The 14,566-nt window shown below is 57.8% G+C and carries 14 protein-coding genes; 7 read left to right on the plus strand and 7 right to left on the minus strand.

The annotated features are described in order from the left end of the window. Positions 1-17 precede the first annotated feature (17 nt). The 4 genes from PS2015_RS08840 to PS2015_RS08855 all read right to left on the minus strand — a co-directional run bounded on the left by PS2015_RS08840 (position 18) and on the right by PS2015_RS08855 (position 2,844). On the minus strand, positions 18-476 hold the full coding sequence (locus PS2015_RS08840; protein WP_082628065.1) for a low molecular weight protein-tyrosine-phosphatase: 459 nt from the start codon (positions 474-476) through the stop codon (positions 18-20). Continuing rightward, positions 473-1,672: a polysaccharide export protein gene (locus PS2015_RS08845; RefSeq protein WP_058021862.1), complete on the minus strand. Its 1,200-nt coding sequence runs from the start codon at positions 1,670-1,672 to the stop codon at positions 473-475. The genes PS2015_RS08840 and PS2015_RS08845 overlap by 4 nt, the downstream gene beginning before the upstream one ends. 282 nt (positions 1,673-1,954) lie before the next feature. Further along, entirely contained in the window at positions 1,955-2,449 is a 495-nt protein-coding gene (rfaH, locus tag PS2015_RS08850; protein WP_058021863.1) for a transcription/translation regulatory transformer protein RfaH, read from the minus strand. After that, positions 2,446-2,844: a MarR family EPS-associated transcriptional regulator gene (locus tag PS2015_RS08855; RefSeq protein ID WP_335338227.1), complete on the minus strand. Its 399-nt coding sequence runs from the start codon at positions 2,842-2,844 to the stop codon at positions 2,446-2,448. The genes rfaH and PS2015_RS08855 overlap by 4 nt, the downstream gene beginning before the upstream one ends. Positions 2,845-3,006: 162 nt before the next feature. On the opposite strand from PS2015_RS08855, the gene PS2015_RS08860 reads away from it, so the two are divergent. From PS2015_RS08860 to PS2015_RS08885, 6 genes are all read left to right on the plus strand, one after another. Next, positions 3,007-3,237, plus strand: a complete 231-nt coding sequence (locus PS2015_RS08860) for a FitA-like ribbon-helix-helix domain-containing protein (protein ID WP_058021864.1) — start codon at positions 3,007-3,009, stop codon at positions 3,235-3,237. Next, positions 3,228-3,644: a type II toxin-antitoxin system VapC family toxin gene (locus PS2015_RS08865; protein ID WP_058021865.1), complete on the plus strand. Its 417-nt coding sequence runs from the start codon at positions 3,228-3,230 to the stop codon at positions 3,642-3,644. The genes PS2015_RS08860 and PS2015_RS08865 overlap by 10 nt, the downstream gene beginning before the upstream one ends. 29 nt (positions 3,645-3,673) lie before the next feature. Further along, positions 3,674-4,276 carry a transglycosylase SLT domain-containing protein gene (locus PS2015_RS08870; protein ID WP_058021866.1) on the plus strand — a complete coding sequence of 201 codons (603 nt, stop codon included), beginning with the start codon at positions 3,674-3,676 and terminating at the stop codon, positions 4,274-4,276. A 75-nt stretch (positions 4,277-4,351) separates the two neighbouring features. Further along, positions 4,352-4,618, plus strand: coding sequence for a DUF4160 domain-containing protein (locus tag PS2015_RS08875; protein ID WP_058021867.1), 267 nt, complete (start codon positions 4,352-4,354; stop codon positions 4,616-4,618). Between the two features lie 9 nt (positions 4,619-4,627). After that, positions 4,628-4,864 carry a DUF2442 domain-containing protein gene (locus PS2015_RS08880; protein ID WP_058021868.1) on the plus strand — a complete coding sequence of 79 codons (237 nt, stop codon included), beginning with the start codon at positions 4,628-4,630 and terminating at the stop codon, positions 4,862-4,864. A gap of 39 nt (positions 4,865-4,903) precedes the next feature. Further along, positions 4,904-5,353 carry a transposase gene (locus tag PS2015_RS08885; protein ID WP_058021869.1) on the plus strand — a complete coding sequence of 150 codons (450 nt, stop codon included), beginning with the start codon at positions 4,904-4,906 and terminating at the stop codon, positions 5,351-5,353. Positions 5,354-5,521: 168 nt separating this feature from the next. Here the strand turns inward: PS2015_RS08885 and ligA are convergent, their stop codons facing one another. From ligA to smc, 3 genes are read right to left on the minus strand one after another with little or no spacing between them, the layout of a single operon-like run. Continuing rightward, complete coding sequence (gene ligA, locus PS2015_RS08890) at positions 5,522-7,597, minus strand: NAD-dependent DNA ligase LigA (protein ID WP_335338228.1); 2,076 nt, start codon at positions 7,595-7,597, stop codon at positions 5,522-5,524. After that, positions 7,584-9,755 carry a cell division protein ZipA gene (gene zipA / locus PS2015_RS08895; RefSeq protein ID WP_058021870.1) on the minus strand — a complete coding sequence of 724 codons (2,172 nt, stop codon included), beginning with the start codon at positions 9,753-9,755 and terminating at the stop codon, positions 7,584-7,586. Before zipA ends, ligA begins: the two co-directional genes overlap by 14 nt. Before the next feature lie 22 nt (positions 9,756-9,777). Next, complete coding sequence (gene smc, locus PS2015_RS08900; RefSeq protein WP_058021871.1) at positions 9,778-13,284, minus strand: chromosome segregation protein SMC; 3,507 nt, start codon at positions 13,282-13,284, stop codon at positions 9,778-9,780. Positions 13,285-13,419: 135 nt separating this feature from the next. On the opposite strand from smc, the gene PS2015_RS08905 reads away from it, so the two are divergent. After that, positions 13,420-14,556 (plus strand): hypothetical protein, encoded by a 1,137-nt coding sequence (locus PS2015_RS08905; RefSeq protein WP_058021872.1) that lies wholly within the window; start codon positions 13,420-13,422, stop codon positions 14,554-14,556. Positions 14,557-14,566 lie beyond the last annotated feature (10 nt).

Below are 14,566 nucleotides of genomic sequence, written 5' to 3' on the forward strand. Positions count from 1 at the left end.
TTAGTGTGGCTGTGGGCTCAGATCTTGCTGGCCCATAGCTGGACGGCTTCATCCATCATTTTGTGTACGTGCTCAAAGACGTCCCGGCTCTTTTTGTAGGGGTCGGGGATGTCCTGTCCGTTGTTGGCACGGGTGCCCTGCGCGCGGACCCAGTGGCCCAGCAGCAGGGATTTGCCGAGTGCTTCGGGCATTTGCCCGGCCAGCATGCGGCGTTGATTCTGGCTCATCATGAGTATCAGGTCGGCCCATTGTACCAGCTCATTGCTGATCTGCCTTGCTTTGTGTGCGCTGAGGTCCAGGCCGGCGGCGCTGGCGATCTCGGCGGCGGTGGGGTCAGCGCCGTGGCCAACCATGGCCTGCAGGCCGGCAGACTGGATCTGTTTGTCGGGCATGGCGCGGCGCAGCATGGCCTCGGCGACGGGGCTGCGGCAGATGTTGCCTTGGCAGACTACTAGAATATTTTTGTAGGGGCTCAAAGACCACCCACCCTCTCAGCGGTTATCAATGCATTCAAGCTAGGCAACACCTGACTTAACACCCGGTTCCAGCGCGTTACCGGCGCGGTTGTCACGTACACAATATCCGACGGCTGCAGCATGAACTGGGTGCCCACGGCAAAGGAGACGGCGTTTTTTACGTTCAGCTGGTAGACGGTGGCCAGTTTGTCGTCTTCAGGGGCGTTGGGGCGAATCACGAAGATGCCTTCGGCGTTGGAGGTCACCTGGTTCAGGCCGCCGCTGCGGGTGAGCGCCTCGGTCAGGGACATGCTCATGTTGCCCACTGGCAGGGTGTTGACGCGGTTCAGCTCGCCCAGCACGTAGATCAGACGCTGGCCAACCACGGGTACGTGCAGCACGTCGCCGTGTTGCAGCAGCATATTCTGGCCCAGGCGGCCGTTGTTGAGCATTTCGTACACAGACAGGCGCGTTTCGGCGCCATTGCGCGACAGTAATACTTCGTGCCAGTTGGCATTGTCGGCCAGGCCGCCGGCGCGGGCAATGGCATCGAGCACGGTCATGGGCACATTGGTGATGGACTGCGGGCCGGGATCATTGACCTGGCCGGTGACGTAGGCGCGTTTGGCGTTGTAGGCGATCACGCGCACGGAAACCTGGGGCGCGGTGATGAATTCGGCCAGCGGCACGGCGATGGCTTCGCGGATCTGGTCGACGGTTTTGCCGGCCACGGGCACCTTGCCTATGTAGGGGTAATAAATGGTGCCGTCGTTCTCCACCGTGATGCCGGAGTTCTGGATGTTGTTGTTATTGCTGCCACTGGGGTTGGTCAGCTCGGGGTGGTCGTAAACGGTGATGTGCAGCATGTCGCCGCGCTCCACGTAGTATTCGTAGTTGGCGATCTCCTGCTGCAGGGCGGCGGGCATGGCGGCGGTGACCTGGGCATTGGCCAGGCTGGATAGCTGTGCCTGCTCGGCTATCAGGTTGGGCGTGATGGCACGAATATCCACCTGCTGCTGCACGGTTTCCCGGTCCTGCTCGGTGTCCTGGCCGCCAGCTACACCGCGCAGCCCCGGGAACCACACCCCGCGGTTGACCTCAAACCAGTTGCTGCCAGCATCGGTGGCGTATTCGTCCGGGTTGATATTACTGCCCGGCACCAGCACGCAGCCAGTGAGCGTGAGTGTTGCGATAAGCGTTGTGATTCTTTTCAGCATTGTTCTTTTTTAGCCTTGTTGTTGCGCCGGGGACGGAGGTGGTCTACGTCCCCAATTGTTGGCTCGAGGGACGGAGGTGGTCTACGTCCCCCTGTAGTAAACCCCGGATTGTAGTGGATATCTGTCGGCGGCGCTATCGCATCATCAGGCACGCTACCGCCCTGCCCGTGCATTTCTGCGGCATCTTGGGTGGGCTTTCTAATGTCTAGGACGGTGGTATGACGCTGGGGACGTTGGTGGCCCCAGGGCCGCCAATGTCCCCAGCGTCACCAACATCCCCGGCTACCCCGCCTTCGCCAGCTGCGTTACCTCCAGGGTAATTGCCTGCTGGGTGTGCATAATGTTCATCAGCACGATGATGCGCTCGTCCGCGGTAACCGCTTTGACGATGGCTTCAACGTGACGGAAACAGCCCTCGGTTATCTGTACTTTTTCGCCCGGTTCAAACAGGGGTTTGGGCGGCACGCCGTCTTCACTGAAGCGGCGTTGTAATTCTGCAATCAAATCCTGCGGCACCGGATGCGGCCGACCATTGAAGCTGACCACCCGACTTACCCCGCGTGTGGCATTCAGCGCGCGCCAGTCGCTGTGCTCATCCAACTGAATAAAGACGTAGCCGGGAAACAGGTGCTCTGCCACGGTGATGTATTTGCCGCGACGCACGCGCTTGACGGGATGGCGCGGCACAAAGGTCTGGAAATCCTGATTCTGCAGGTGCTGCTCGGCACGGTCCTGCTGCATGGGGCGACATTGCAAGAGATACCAGTGCGCGCTCATGGCTTCTCCTGCGCCGTGGTGGCGTCCAGGTCGCGCCGGATGTCTTCGATTTCGGCTTTGAGCGCTTCGAATTCTTCCATTTTGTACTGCAGGAAGCGGCGTGTCAGGCGGGCTTTGCTTTCGATGCCGGCGGGTGTGAGCAGGTAGAGGTAGCGTTTCTTGTGCTCACTCTTGCTGAAATTCTTGGCTTTGATGGAGCCTTTCTGGATCAGGGCGTTCAGGCAGTAGTTTACTTTGCCCAGGCTGATGCCCAGCTGGTCGGCCAGCTCGCGCTGGCTCAGGTCGGGCTGCGCCTGCAGGGCCCGCAAAATCTTGTACCGTGCCTCGTCCGTGATCATCTGCTTGTTATCATGCTCGTCGCTATTGTTATAGATGTAGCTGTGGTGACTGTTCAAGCGATGAACATCCTAAAAGCCTTTACAGACTTTTACAATAGTACGAATGGGTAATTTTGCGGCGCGGGGGACGGAGGCGGTCTACGTCCCCCGCTCCAATCTGGACATTTGCTATCAATGCTATCAAACTATTTGTCTATAACGTGGTTAATGGCACTCATCATGGCAAATCTGTTGGTCAGAAATGTGGACGAAGACATTGTACTGGCGCTGAAAAAGCGGGCCGGCGCACATGGCATTAGTGCAGAGGCGGAACATCGGCGCATTCTGGAGCAGGCCCTGCGTGGCCCGCGCGCCCGGTCATTTGCGGAGGTGCTGGCAGCGATGCCGGATGCCGGGCTGGATGCTGATTTTGCCCGACCTGCCTCAGCCGGGCGGGACGAATGTATTTAATCGACACCAACGTCATCAGCGAGGCCCGCAAGGGCGATCGCAGCAACGCCGGAGTACGGCAGTTTTTCCGTGAGGCGGTAGAGTCGGGGGCGCCCTGTTTTGTCAGCAGCATCACGATCGGCGAGATACAGCGCGGCATCAGCCTCTGCAATCATCGTGGCGACCAGAAGCAAGGCCTTATACTGCAGGCTTGGCTGGATAGCGTGTTGGAGAACTACGCGTCCAATATTTTGCCGTTTTGCAAGGACTGCGCTCAGCTGTGGGGACATCTTTGCTCGCCTGACACAACCAATATTATCGACAAGCAACTTGCCGCGACGGCGCTGTGTTATGACTTAACTGTGGTGACGCGGAATGTGCGGCATGTGGCGGGCACTGGGGTACGGGTGTTGGATCCGTTTAATTGAGGTGCTGGGGTGGTGCTATACTCAAACACATGAGACTCCTATTCCTGACAACCGCCCTGCTGCTCAGCGCCTGCGTGGCAACCCGTCCGGCCAACCCGGGCAACGTGTGCCACATGTTTGAGGAGCGCCGCGCCTGGTACAAGGCCGCCGAGCGCACCGAGCAGCGCTGGGGCGTGCCGGTGCCGGTGACCATGGCGTTTATTTATCAGGAATCGTCTTTTCATGCCCGCGCCCGACCCGATCGCACGCGCCTGCTGGGGTTTATCCCCTGGACCCGGCCGTCGACGGCACGCGGCTATGCCCAGGCATTGGAGTCCACCTGGGCCGACTACCAGCGCGAGACCGGCCAGGGCTGGGCACGGCGCACGAATTTCAGCGATGCGGTGGATTTTATCGGCTGGTACAACCACCATTCAGTCAGGCGAAGCGGTATTGAGCTGAGCGACGCGCGCAACCTGTATCTGGCCTATCACGAGGGGCATACGGGCTTTAATCGCCGCACTTATGCGGATAAACCCTGGCTGCTGGATGTGGCCAATTCGGTGCAGAGCAATGCTGACCGGTATACCGCGCAGTATGCCTCGTGCCGGGAAGAGCTGGGCAAAAGCTGGTTCTGGCGGTTGTTTAGTTAGGTGCGCTGGGGACGTAGACCGCCTCCGTCCCCAGCGTCATATCACACAGCACGTTGATAGCAAAAGGAGTTTGCTATGCCGACAATTTCGATGTTTTATGGGTTAATAATACGCATGTACTATGCACCAGGAGAACATCCACCACCGCATTTTCATGTTTATTATGGAGAATACCAAGCCTCTGTCGCCATCGCGGATCTGGTTATCATTCACAGTAATTTGCCCACCAGGCAATTACGGCTGGTCAAAGCTTGGGCTGAACTACATCGCGACGAGTTGATGGCGAATTGGCAATTGGTAATGAATGGCGAAGAACCCTTTAAAATACCTCCCTTGCAATAGGAGTCAGCTATGCACCCCGCTGTCACCAAAGTCAAAGTAATCGAAGATCACAAGCTCCGTGTCAGTTTCGAAAATGGCGAGCAGGGTGAGCTGGACATGACCCCTTATCTCGACTTTGGAGTTTTCAGCAGATTAAAAAACCCTCAAATCTTCAATCAGGTCACGATATCTTTCAAAACAATCGAATGGCCTTGCGGTGTCGATTTGGACCCAGAGTTCGTGTACGAAAAAACCGTGAAACGTTAAGCATCGCCGATTTGGGGGCGCGGCAATAACAAGCAGATTGTGTTTCGCGAACCACGCGATTATCGCTATTACCTGAAACTCTGGATGGATTGCGCGAAACGCTACGGGCTTGATGTGCATGCCTTTTGCGAAATGACAAATCATATCCATTTTCTGGTTACTAACCGACAAAAAGATGCCATTTCGCGCACGATGCAAACAGTTGGCAGCAATTACGCGCGCTATGTAAACCGGGAATACGACAGAACCGGATCGCTCTGGGAGGGTCGCCACCGCGCACATCTGGTACAGGGCATGGAGTATGTAATGCAGTGCTACTGCTACATTGAGCTGAATCCTGTGCGCACGGGCATCGCGGCGAAGCCCAGCGATTATCCGTGGTCCAGCTACCACAATACCGCGATTGGCTCACCCGGCTGGCTGACGCGGCATGGGACGGCGTTGACGGATGAGGATGCTTTTGAGGTTGAAGTCTGCGATTACCATTAAAGAGAGGTGTTGTATGTCTATTGATAATACGGGCATGAAACGCAGGCCTACACACCCTGGCGAAATGCTGCGCGAGGATTTTTTGCCGGATTATGAATTGAATGTTGCGGGTCTGGCTGATGCGCTGGGTGTATCGCGACAGTCAATCAATGAGCTGTTACGTGAGCGTCAGCCCAGCACCTCCAGCAGCCCCTGCTCATCCATCACCGTCACCCCAAGTTCCACGGCCTTATCCAGCTTGGAGCCAGCACCCGGCCCGGCGACCACCACGGTGGTTTTCTTGGACACGCTGCCGGCAACCTTGGCACCCAGGGCCTGCAGGCGCGCGCGAGCTTCGTCACGGGTCATGGCCTCCAGCGTGCCGGTCAGCACCCAGGTCTGACCGGCCAGTCTATCAGACACCTGAGTGCTTTCATGCTCGGACCAGTGAACACCGCGCTCTCGCAGCTCTTTGATTACCTTGTCGTTTTCGGCGTTATCAAAGAAGTGTCGAATGTGAGCCGCCATGATCGGACCGACGTCCTCAACACTGACCAAGGCCTCTTCGTCGGCCGCCATCAGCTTGTCCAGGCTGCCAAAGTGGGAAGCCAGCGCCAGTGCGGTCGCCTCGCCCACTTCCCGAATCCCCAGCGCGAACAGCAAGCGCGGCAAGGTGGTGTTTTTGGCCTTTTCAATGGCGGTCAGCAGGTTATCTGCAGATTTTTCGCCCATGCGCTCCAGACCCACGAGCGGCTCTTTGCTGAGGGTGAAGACGTCGGCAACGCTGTGCACCAGGTCAGCGTCCACCAGCTGCTCCACCAGTTTCTCGCCCAGACCTTCGATGTCCATGGCCGCGCGTGAGCAGAAGTGACGCAGGGACTCTTTGCGTTGTGCAGGACAGACCAGCCCGCCAGTGCAGCGATACAGTACCTCGCCATCTTTTTCCACGGGCGAGTCACACGCCGGACATCGGGCGGGCATGCTGATCGCATGACGCGGGGGACGGAGGCGGTCTACGTCCCCCGCGTCAGGTGGGTCAAGGACTCTGACAATCTTGGGGATCACATCGCCGGCGCGGCGGATAATGACACGGTCGCCGATTTGCACGCCCAGGCGGGCGATTTCATCCATGTTATGCAAGGTTGCATTGCTGACGGTGACGCCCCCGACGAATACCGGCTCCAGTCGCGCGACCGGGGTGATGGTGCCGGTTCGCCCAACCTGAAATTCCACATCGTTCACGGTTGTGGATGCTTCCTCAGCAGGGAATTTATAGGCCATGGCCCAGCGCGGGGTGCGGGCATTGCTGCCCAGCTCATTTTGCAGGCGAATGTTGTCGACTTTGATAACCGCGCCGTCTATTTCATAATCCAGCGCATCACGTTTGGCCAGCAGATCCTTGGCATACTGCAGGCAGGCCTGCCAGCCACAAACGGTTGCACGCTCGGGATTGAGCGGCAATCCCCATTGGCCAAGCAGTTCAAGCACCTTGCTGTGTTCAGCTGGCCACTTTGCACCCCAGCCCGCATCATCAGCGACCTTGTCAGACAAGTGCGCACTGTAGGTGAAAAATTTCAGCGGCCTGGTCGCGGCAATTCTCGAGTCCAGCTGCCTTAAGGTGCCCGCCGCCGCATTGCGCGGATTCACAAACACCCGCCCGCCTTCCGTTTTCGATGCTTCCTCATTCATGAGCGCGAAACCCGAGCGGCTCATGACAATCTCTCCGCGCACTTCAAGCAAAGGCGGCATGTCGCCCTCTATAGTCAGGCGCAGCGGGATATTCTTGATGGTTTTGACGTTATGGGTAATATCTTCGCCGGTCACGCCATCACCGCGGGTGGCACCTCGCACCAGCAGGCCGTTTTCGTACAGCAGGCTGACCGCCACGCCGTCTATTTTGGGTTCGCAGCTATAATAAGGCGCCTCTTCACTGTCCAGCCGCTTCAAAATCCGCGCCTCGAAGTCCGCCAAATCCTGGTCGTTAAAGACCTTTGCCAGCGACATCATCGGCACATCATGCTGCACCTGCTTGAAAGATTCCAGCGGTGCATCGCCCACTCGCTGCGATGGAGAGTCAGGTGTCACTAGTTCTGGGAACAGTTCTTCCAGCGCCAACAGTCGGTCAAACAGACGGTCGTAATCGACATCCGGAATTTCCGGCGCATCATACTGGTGATAGAGGGAATTGTGGTAGTCGATCTGGCGACGAAGCTCGTTGAGTTCTTGCGCCGCCTGATCCTGGGACAGGGCTTTATCGCTTGCCATTTTTCAGTTGTTGCAACTCAAAATCACGAATGCGCTGACGGTAATGTTCGATGGTTTGCGCCGTCATAACGGAGCGGTTGTCATCTTTTAATTCCGCGTCCAGTGACGACTGCAGATGTTTGGCCGTGGCCAGCATCTGCTCGAAAGCCAGCATATTATTGGCAACGTTGGGCAGCGTCATGAAGAAGCAAACGCCCTTGGTAGTGAATTCACTGATTTCATTCAGGTCGAAGGTGCCTGGATTCAGTGCATTGGCCACACTAAACAGCACCGGCCCGCCTTTGCGGTTAGCGTGGCGATGGAAGATGGACATGCTGCCGAAGCGCAATCCAGCACCCAACAATAACTGCAGCAGGTCATCACCGGCGATTACCGTGCCAGGTCTCGCCATTACATTGATGACCAGCACCTCGCTATAACCCGGATCCTCCTCTACCTCTTCGTCCTCGACCATATCCAGGCTGAGCTGGTTGTCTTTCCATGAACGTCGGGTAGGGGCTGAGGGCGTCGCTGCATAGGGGGACTCTTCGGGCATTTCCGCTTCCTCAGCCCACTGCGACTGCTCGGCCATCTCCTGCTCTTGCTCTAACTGACTGTCATCAGCCGGCTGCTCGTGACCATAAAGCTCATCGGGCACCTCATTGCGTCTTGCTTCCTCGGCCAGCCGCCTCTCTTCGTCGTATCTGGCCTGCTCTGCTGCACGAGCGTCGGCCTCGGCCTGCGCTTTTTGAGCGGCTTCTGCTCTTGCCACGGCCTCAGCTTCTTCAGCTGCTTTTGCTTCTTCAGCCGCTTTTGCGCGACGTGCTGCCATGCTGGCACCCAGGCTTTTTACAGCGTCGCCGGCCCAGCCAAAGATGCGACGTGACGCCTTATCCTCTTTCTCTTCCAGTTCTTCCAGACGCCGGGACTTGTCGTCCTCATCAAACAGAATGTCGATATCATCGTCTGCGCTCATGGCGGAGAAAGAGTCATCATCGCGGGGTTGAGGTTCGGGATCTGCCTCGTACTCTGAGTCAAAGTTCTTCGGCATATCGTCCTCCTCCTGTACTTCCGGGATGGGGTCTGGTTCGGGGTCTGGCTCGAACTCTGGCTCTGGTTCGGGCTGATACTCAGGCTCTGCCTCTGGCGCCGGCTCGTATTCTGGTTCGGGTTCGTAGTCCGGCTCAGGTTCGTATTCTGGTTCGGGTTCGTATTCCGGCTCAGGCTCAGGTTGCGGGACATACTCGGGCACAGTCGCATACGCCGGCGCCGGCTTCTCACCCTGCTCCAGCAACTCATCAAGCACACTGCCCAGGTCATCATCACGACTCATGGCGGTCACTTTTTCGGGTTCAGGTTCTACGTCTGGTTCTGGCTCTGACTCTGGCTCTGGTTCAGGCGTCGACTCTGGCTCAGATTCCAGCTCTGATTCATCATCCAGCGCAGAAAGATCGCTGATCTGCGGGTCGCCCTGCCAGACGGCCGGCTCATCAGATTCATAGTCATCATCAGCCGCCACATCAGGCTGCAACGACTCGTCCTCATGCTCTTTCACGGCTTGCTCTTCTTCAATAAACTGCTCATCTGACGCGCTCTCCTCTGCCGCAGGATTCTCCTCCGCCCATTCTTCTTCGACAACGGCTGACACCTCGGGTTCAACGCGCACCTCGCGCACCGGTGAGACATCGTCGTCCAGCCATTCATCATCATAGGCATCATCCCAGCTGGCGGCGGGAGCACTGGGAACGGAGGCCGGCGGTGGTGGCGCGGGGGACGGAGGTGGTCTACGTCCCCAAGCCTGGGGACGTAGACCACCTCCGTCCCCCGCGTCACCACCTCCGTCCCCCGCGTCACCGCCCGCTCCCCGCGCCAAGCCCCTGGCCCGCGCGAAGGTTTCTGTTGTGCGGGCAGGAAATACTTTTTTGGGCGCTGCAGCGGCCTGCTCGCTGGGCAGGCCGTGTTGTTTCATGACCTCGGCAAAGGAGCGCTCGACGACGCGGGCACCACCGCTGGGCAGCTCACGCAGCTCCAGCTCTTCCAGATCGTATTCGGGAATGTTTTTGTCCAATGCTACTTTGATTTTGTTTTTGCGGCGGCGCATGGCGACGTAAATGCCGCGCAGCACAACGACGACAATCGCCAGTATCAGAAGGAGAATCAGAAATTCCCGTAGCATCATTGTTTTAAGTTATCCTTCTTGCTCACATCGCCGCCAACTCGGCCGCTTCTTCTATATCTACCGCCACGATGCGGCTCACGCCGGGCTCATGCATGGTCACACCCAGCAGCTGGTTGGCCACTTCCATCGTCAGTTTATTGTGCGTAATAAAGATGAACTGTACCGTGTCGGACATCTCTTTGACCAGCCGGCTGTAGCGGCCGGTATTGGCGTCGTCCAGCGGCGCGTCGACCTCGTCCAGCATACAGAAGGGCGAGGGATTGAGCCGGAAAATAGAGAACACCAGAGCGATGGCAGTCATGGCCTTTTCGCCGCCGGACAGCAGGTGGATGGTGCTGTTGCGCTTGCCGGGCGGGCGAGCCATGATGGCGACGCCGGTGTCGAGCAGGTCTTCGCCGGTCATATCCAGATAGGCGTGCCCACCGCCAAACACCTTGGGGAACAGCTCCTGCAGGCCGGCGTTGATTTTGTCGAAGGTTTCCTTGAAGCGGGTGCGCGTTTCGCGATCGATCTTGCGGATGGCGTTTTCCAGCGTCACCAAAGCCTTTTCCAGGTCCTCATTTTGGGCATCCAGGTACACTTTACGTTCGGACTGCTGCTGATATTCCTCGATCGCGGCCAGGTTAATGGCGCCCAAGCGCTGAATGCGCTGACCGATGGCCTGTAATTCCTGCTCACATTCGTCTGCAGTTAACTCGTCGGGCAACTGTGCCAACACGGTTTGCAGGTCATAGCGCGCCTCGCGCAGCTGTTCCGCCAGGGCTTCGCGCTTGACCAGATCACCTTCTGTTTTCAGGCGATTTTCCATCAGTTTTTCACGCAGACCGGCGGCCTGACGTTCAAAGCCGGCGCGCTGTTGCTCCAGAGCGCGCAGCTGATGTTCGTTTTCATCGGCGGCGGCCTTGGCGGCAGTCATCTGCTCTTCCACTGCCACGCGTTTTTGCAGCAGCAGCTCCAGTTCCTCGCGCTTGCTTTCCAGCGGCATATCGGACTCGGCGAGCTGCCTCTCTATCGATTCGATGCGTTCACGAGCGCGCTGCACCTGGGTGCTCATGCGCGCCATGGTGTCTTTGACCGAGGTAATCTGGGTCTGCAACAGCTGCGCGCGCATGCTGATCTGGTGGTGATGATCCTTGTCGTGGCGCGCTTTCTGGCGCACCTGATCCAGGGTCTGGCGCAGCTCATCACGCTGCTGCAGCAGTTGCTCGCGCCGCTCAACATCCTGCTCCATGGTGTCCAGCGCCAGTTGCAGACGTTCGCGCGACTGAGTGATGTTGTCCTGCTCGAATTCCAGTTGCTTCTGCAGCTCTTCCAGCTCATGCTGCAGGCGATTGCGACGCTGATTGGCCTGCTCTTCTTTCATGATTTTGGCGCTGAGGCGTGATTTCAGGTCGCTGTGCTCACGGCTCATCTGGGCGATGCGGCGCTGTACATCGTCGCGGCGTGATTCCAGGTCACGCAGGCTGTCACGGCTTTGCTGCTGCTGATCGACCAGCTCATCCACGCGCATCTGCAGCTCATCCATCTGCTCCTGCAGGCGGGTCATTTCACCCTTGCGAGCCAGCATGCCCTCGGCGGCATCGACGGATTTTCGCACGCGCAGCCAGTTTGGCCCCAGCCACAGGCCGTCGCGGGTGACGACTGACTCATGGGTCAGCAGGTCTGGGCGCAAGGCCATGGCCTGTTCCAGCGAGTCAGCGGCAAAGATGTTGCCCAGCAGTGGCGCCATGTCCACGGTGCTGGTGATCTTTGAGCTCAGCAGCGGCGCGTCGACGACTGCACCGGGGACGGAGGCGGTCTCCGTCCCCCGCGTCACCAAGGTGACGTTGGGGACAGAGACCGCCTCCGTCCCCCGCGCCAGATCATCCACACAAACCGCCTGCAGGGTATCGCCCAGCACCGCCTCTACAGCCTGCTCCCAGCCCTCGGCCACCTGAATCTTTTCGCCCAGGCGGGCGTTATCGGCCAGGCCACGCTCGGTCAGCCAGGCATTGAGTTTGTTGTCTTTCTGCCCCAGCGCCGCCTGCTGCAGAGCTTCCAGGGAGGCGAACTGGCCTTTGCCGCGCTGCAAATCGGAGCGGGCCTGGTCCAGCTCGGCGGACAGCTGCTGGCCGCGGCTGCGTTCCTGATTGATGCCCTCGGCCATATCGGAACTCTGGGCCTGTTGCGCCTCCAGGTCATCTTCCATCTGGGTCAGCTGCATGGACAGCTCTTCAATGGCATCCTGTTCGGGGTTTTCACCCAGTGTGGCGCGTTCTTCTTTCAGGCGAGCGCGGCGCTCAATGCCCCGCTCAACAATCTTTTCCAACTGCTGGATGCGCGACTGCTCCACTTCTGCCGTCTGGCGCGGCTCTTCTGAACGCTGACTGAAACCGTCCCACTCATGCTGCCACTGCTGCATGCGCTCCTCGGCTTCTTCCAGCTGAATGGCCGACTCTTCGGCGGTGTGTTCAGCCATCTCCAGCTCGGGTGTCAAGGCATCCAGTTCACCCTGCAGGTTTTCAAGCTTCTGCACATCCACATCCATGTCGGACTGGGACTGGGAGAAGCTGCGGCGGTTGTCTTCCAGATCGGCGCGCAGCTGTTTCATACGCTCAATGTGATGCTCAATGGACTGTTCGATGCGGGCAATATCGCCACCGATGGAGTAGTAGCGCCCCTGCACTTCGCTAAGCGCGTCATTGCGCTCGGTCTGGTTCAGCAGCAGCTGTTCATGTTGCGCATCCAGCGCGCGCTGATCGGTGATCACCGCCTCTATCTGCAGCTCCAGATCGCGAATCACCGCCTGCTTCGACTCGACTTCTGTGTTAAGAGCACGCCAGCGCAAAGCATTATACTGCGCATTAAGATCACGCTCTTGTGATTTGTATTCCTTATATTTTTCTGCAGCCTGCGCTTGACGATGCAGATGCTGCAACTGTCGCTCCAGCTCCTCACGAATATCAGTCAGACGCTCCAGGTTCTCGCGGGTGCGCTTGATGCGATTCTCGGTATCACGGCGTCTTTCTTTATATTTAGAGATACCCGCCGCCTCTTCAATAAAGATGCGCAGCTCCTCCGGCTTGGACTCAATCAGACGCGAGACCATGCCCTGCTCGATGATGGAATAGCTGCGCGGACCCAGACCGGTACCCAGAAAAATATCGGTAATATCGCGCCGACGACACTTGGCACCATTAAGCATGTAGATGTTCTGCCCGTCGCGGGTGACCTTGCGCTTGATGGAGATCTCGCTGAACTTGGCGTACTCGCCCTGAATACGGTTATCGCTGTTGTCGAAAATCAGCTCGATGCTGGCCTGACCAACCGGCTTGCGCCCGCCCGAGCCATTAAAGATGACATCGGTCATATTCTCGCCGCGCAGATTCTTGGCGGAACTTTCACCCATCACCCAGCGCACCGCGTCGATGATATTGGATTTGCCGCAGCCATTGGGGCCAACAACCGCACACAGATTGCTTGGGAAATTGACAGTGGTGGGGTCAACAAACGACTTGAAGCCGGCGAGTTTGATACTTTTTAAGCGCATGTTATGGGGCGGTCTCTAACATCCTGTTGTGCGGTTTTTATAATCCCGAGAGTGTAGCGGAAAAAATGTCCTTCGTCCGCACTTTTTCTGCTAAGCTAGCCGCATCAAAAGGAATTTTACACAGTTTAACAAACCATGACTGATACCCGCTTCCGATGTATCCAGAGCGCGGCTGTTGCCGCACTTTTGACATTCTCCATTGCGCCGACCACCCACGCCCAACAGCCCACCGGCTGGATCAGCAACGGACACGTCAGCGCCTATACGCTGAAACCCGGTGAATTTGAGCTCTCCGGCAGTGCACTACAGGTCAACGACACCATCGATTTCCTGAATCTGCGCGACGATTTGTTGTCGGGCAACAGCCGATTGATCGACAACAGCGGCGATCTGAGCGGCACGCGTGGCGAACTGCGCCTGGGCGTATGGAAAGGTCTTGAGTTGTTTTACAGTCGGCAGCAGCAGGATATGACCCTGAAAATCAACCCCTCCAGCCGCGCCAACATCATCGACCTGGATGACCAACTGGAAACCACCAGCACCCGCTGGGGTGCCCGTTTTGTTGTGTTCGAGTCCGGCAGCAACCGTCAGGATCGCGCCTCCAGCAGCCTGGCACTGCAAATTTCCCGGTCAGAAAATAACAGCAAGGCATTCGGGGGATTTTTGCAGGAGCTGCGATTTAACGCCAACGTCGTCGTCACCCTGGACCCACCCCAGTATTTCAGCATGGACAGACTGGCCGACGATGGCTGGCAGAGCCGCCTGATTTACAGCACCGCACTGGGTAGTAACACCACCCTGAGCGCCTGGGTCGGCTACGGTGAATCAGATGCCAGCTCGGGAACCAGCACGGAAATCGATAACAGCACCATTCAGGATGCGTTTCTGCAGACCTTCGACCTGAGTGAGAAGCAGTACTTGGCCGGCTTTAATCTGAACTTTCAGCAGATCCCCCGTCTGCCCGTGCAGCTTGGCTACGAGTACCTGAATATCAGCAATCGGGATCAGAACATTGTCAGCAGCAACAGCAGCCTGTTACCCTCGTTTTTGCGGGGTGGCAACCTGGCCGACAGCGCCACCAGCAACCATACGGCATACGGGACAGTCAGTTGGTGGGCCACGCCTCATCTTTATGCATCATTGTCCGGCAAGGTGTTCCGCAACCAGTTTGTCGGCATCATGCCGCACTTTAATAACCCGCTCAGCGCCAGTTTTTCCGACACGCTGTACGGGTTTGTTGAACTGAAACTCGGATTTAAATTCATCAGATAAAAAGGTAATT

The organism is Pseudohongiella spirulinae (genome assembly GCF_001444425.1).
Lineage (GTDB): Bacteria > Pseudomonadota > Gammaproteobacteria > Pseudomonadales > Pseudohongiellaceae > Pseudohongiella > Pseudohongiella spirulinae.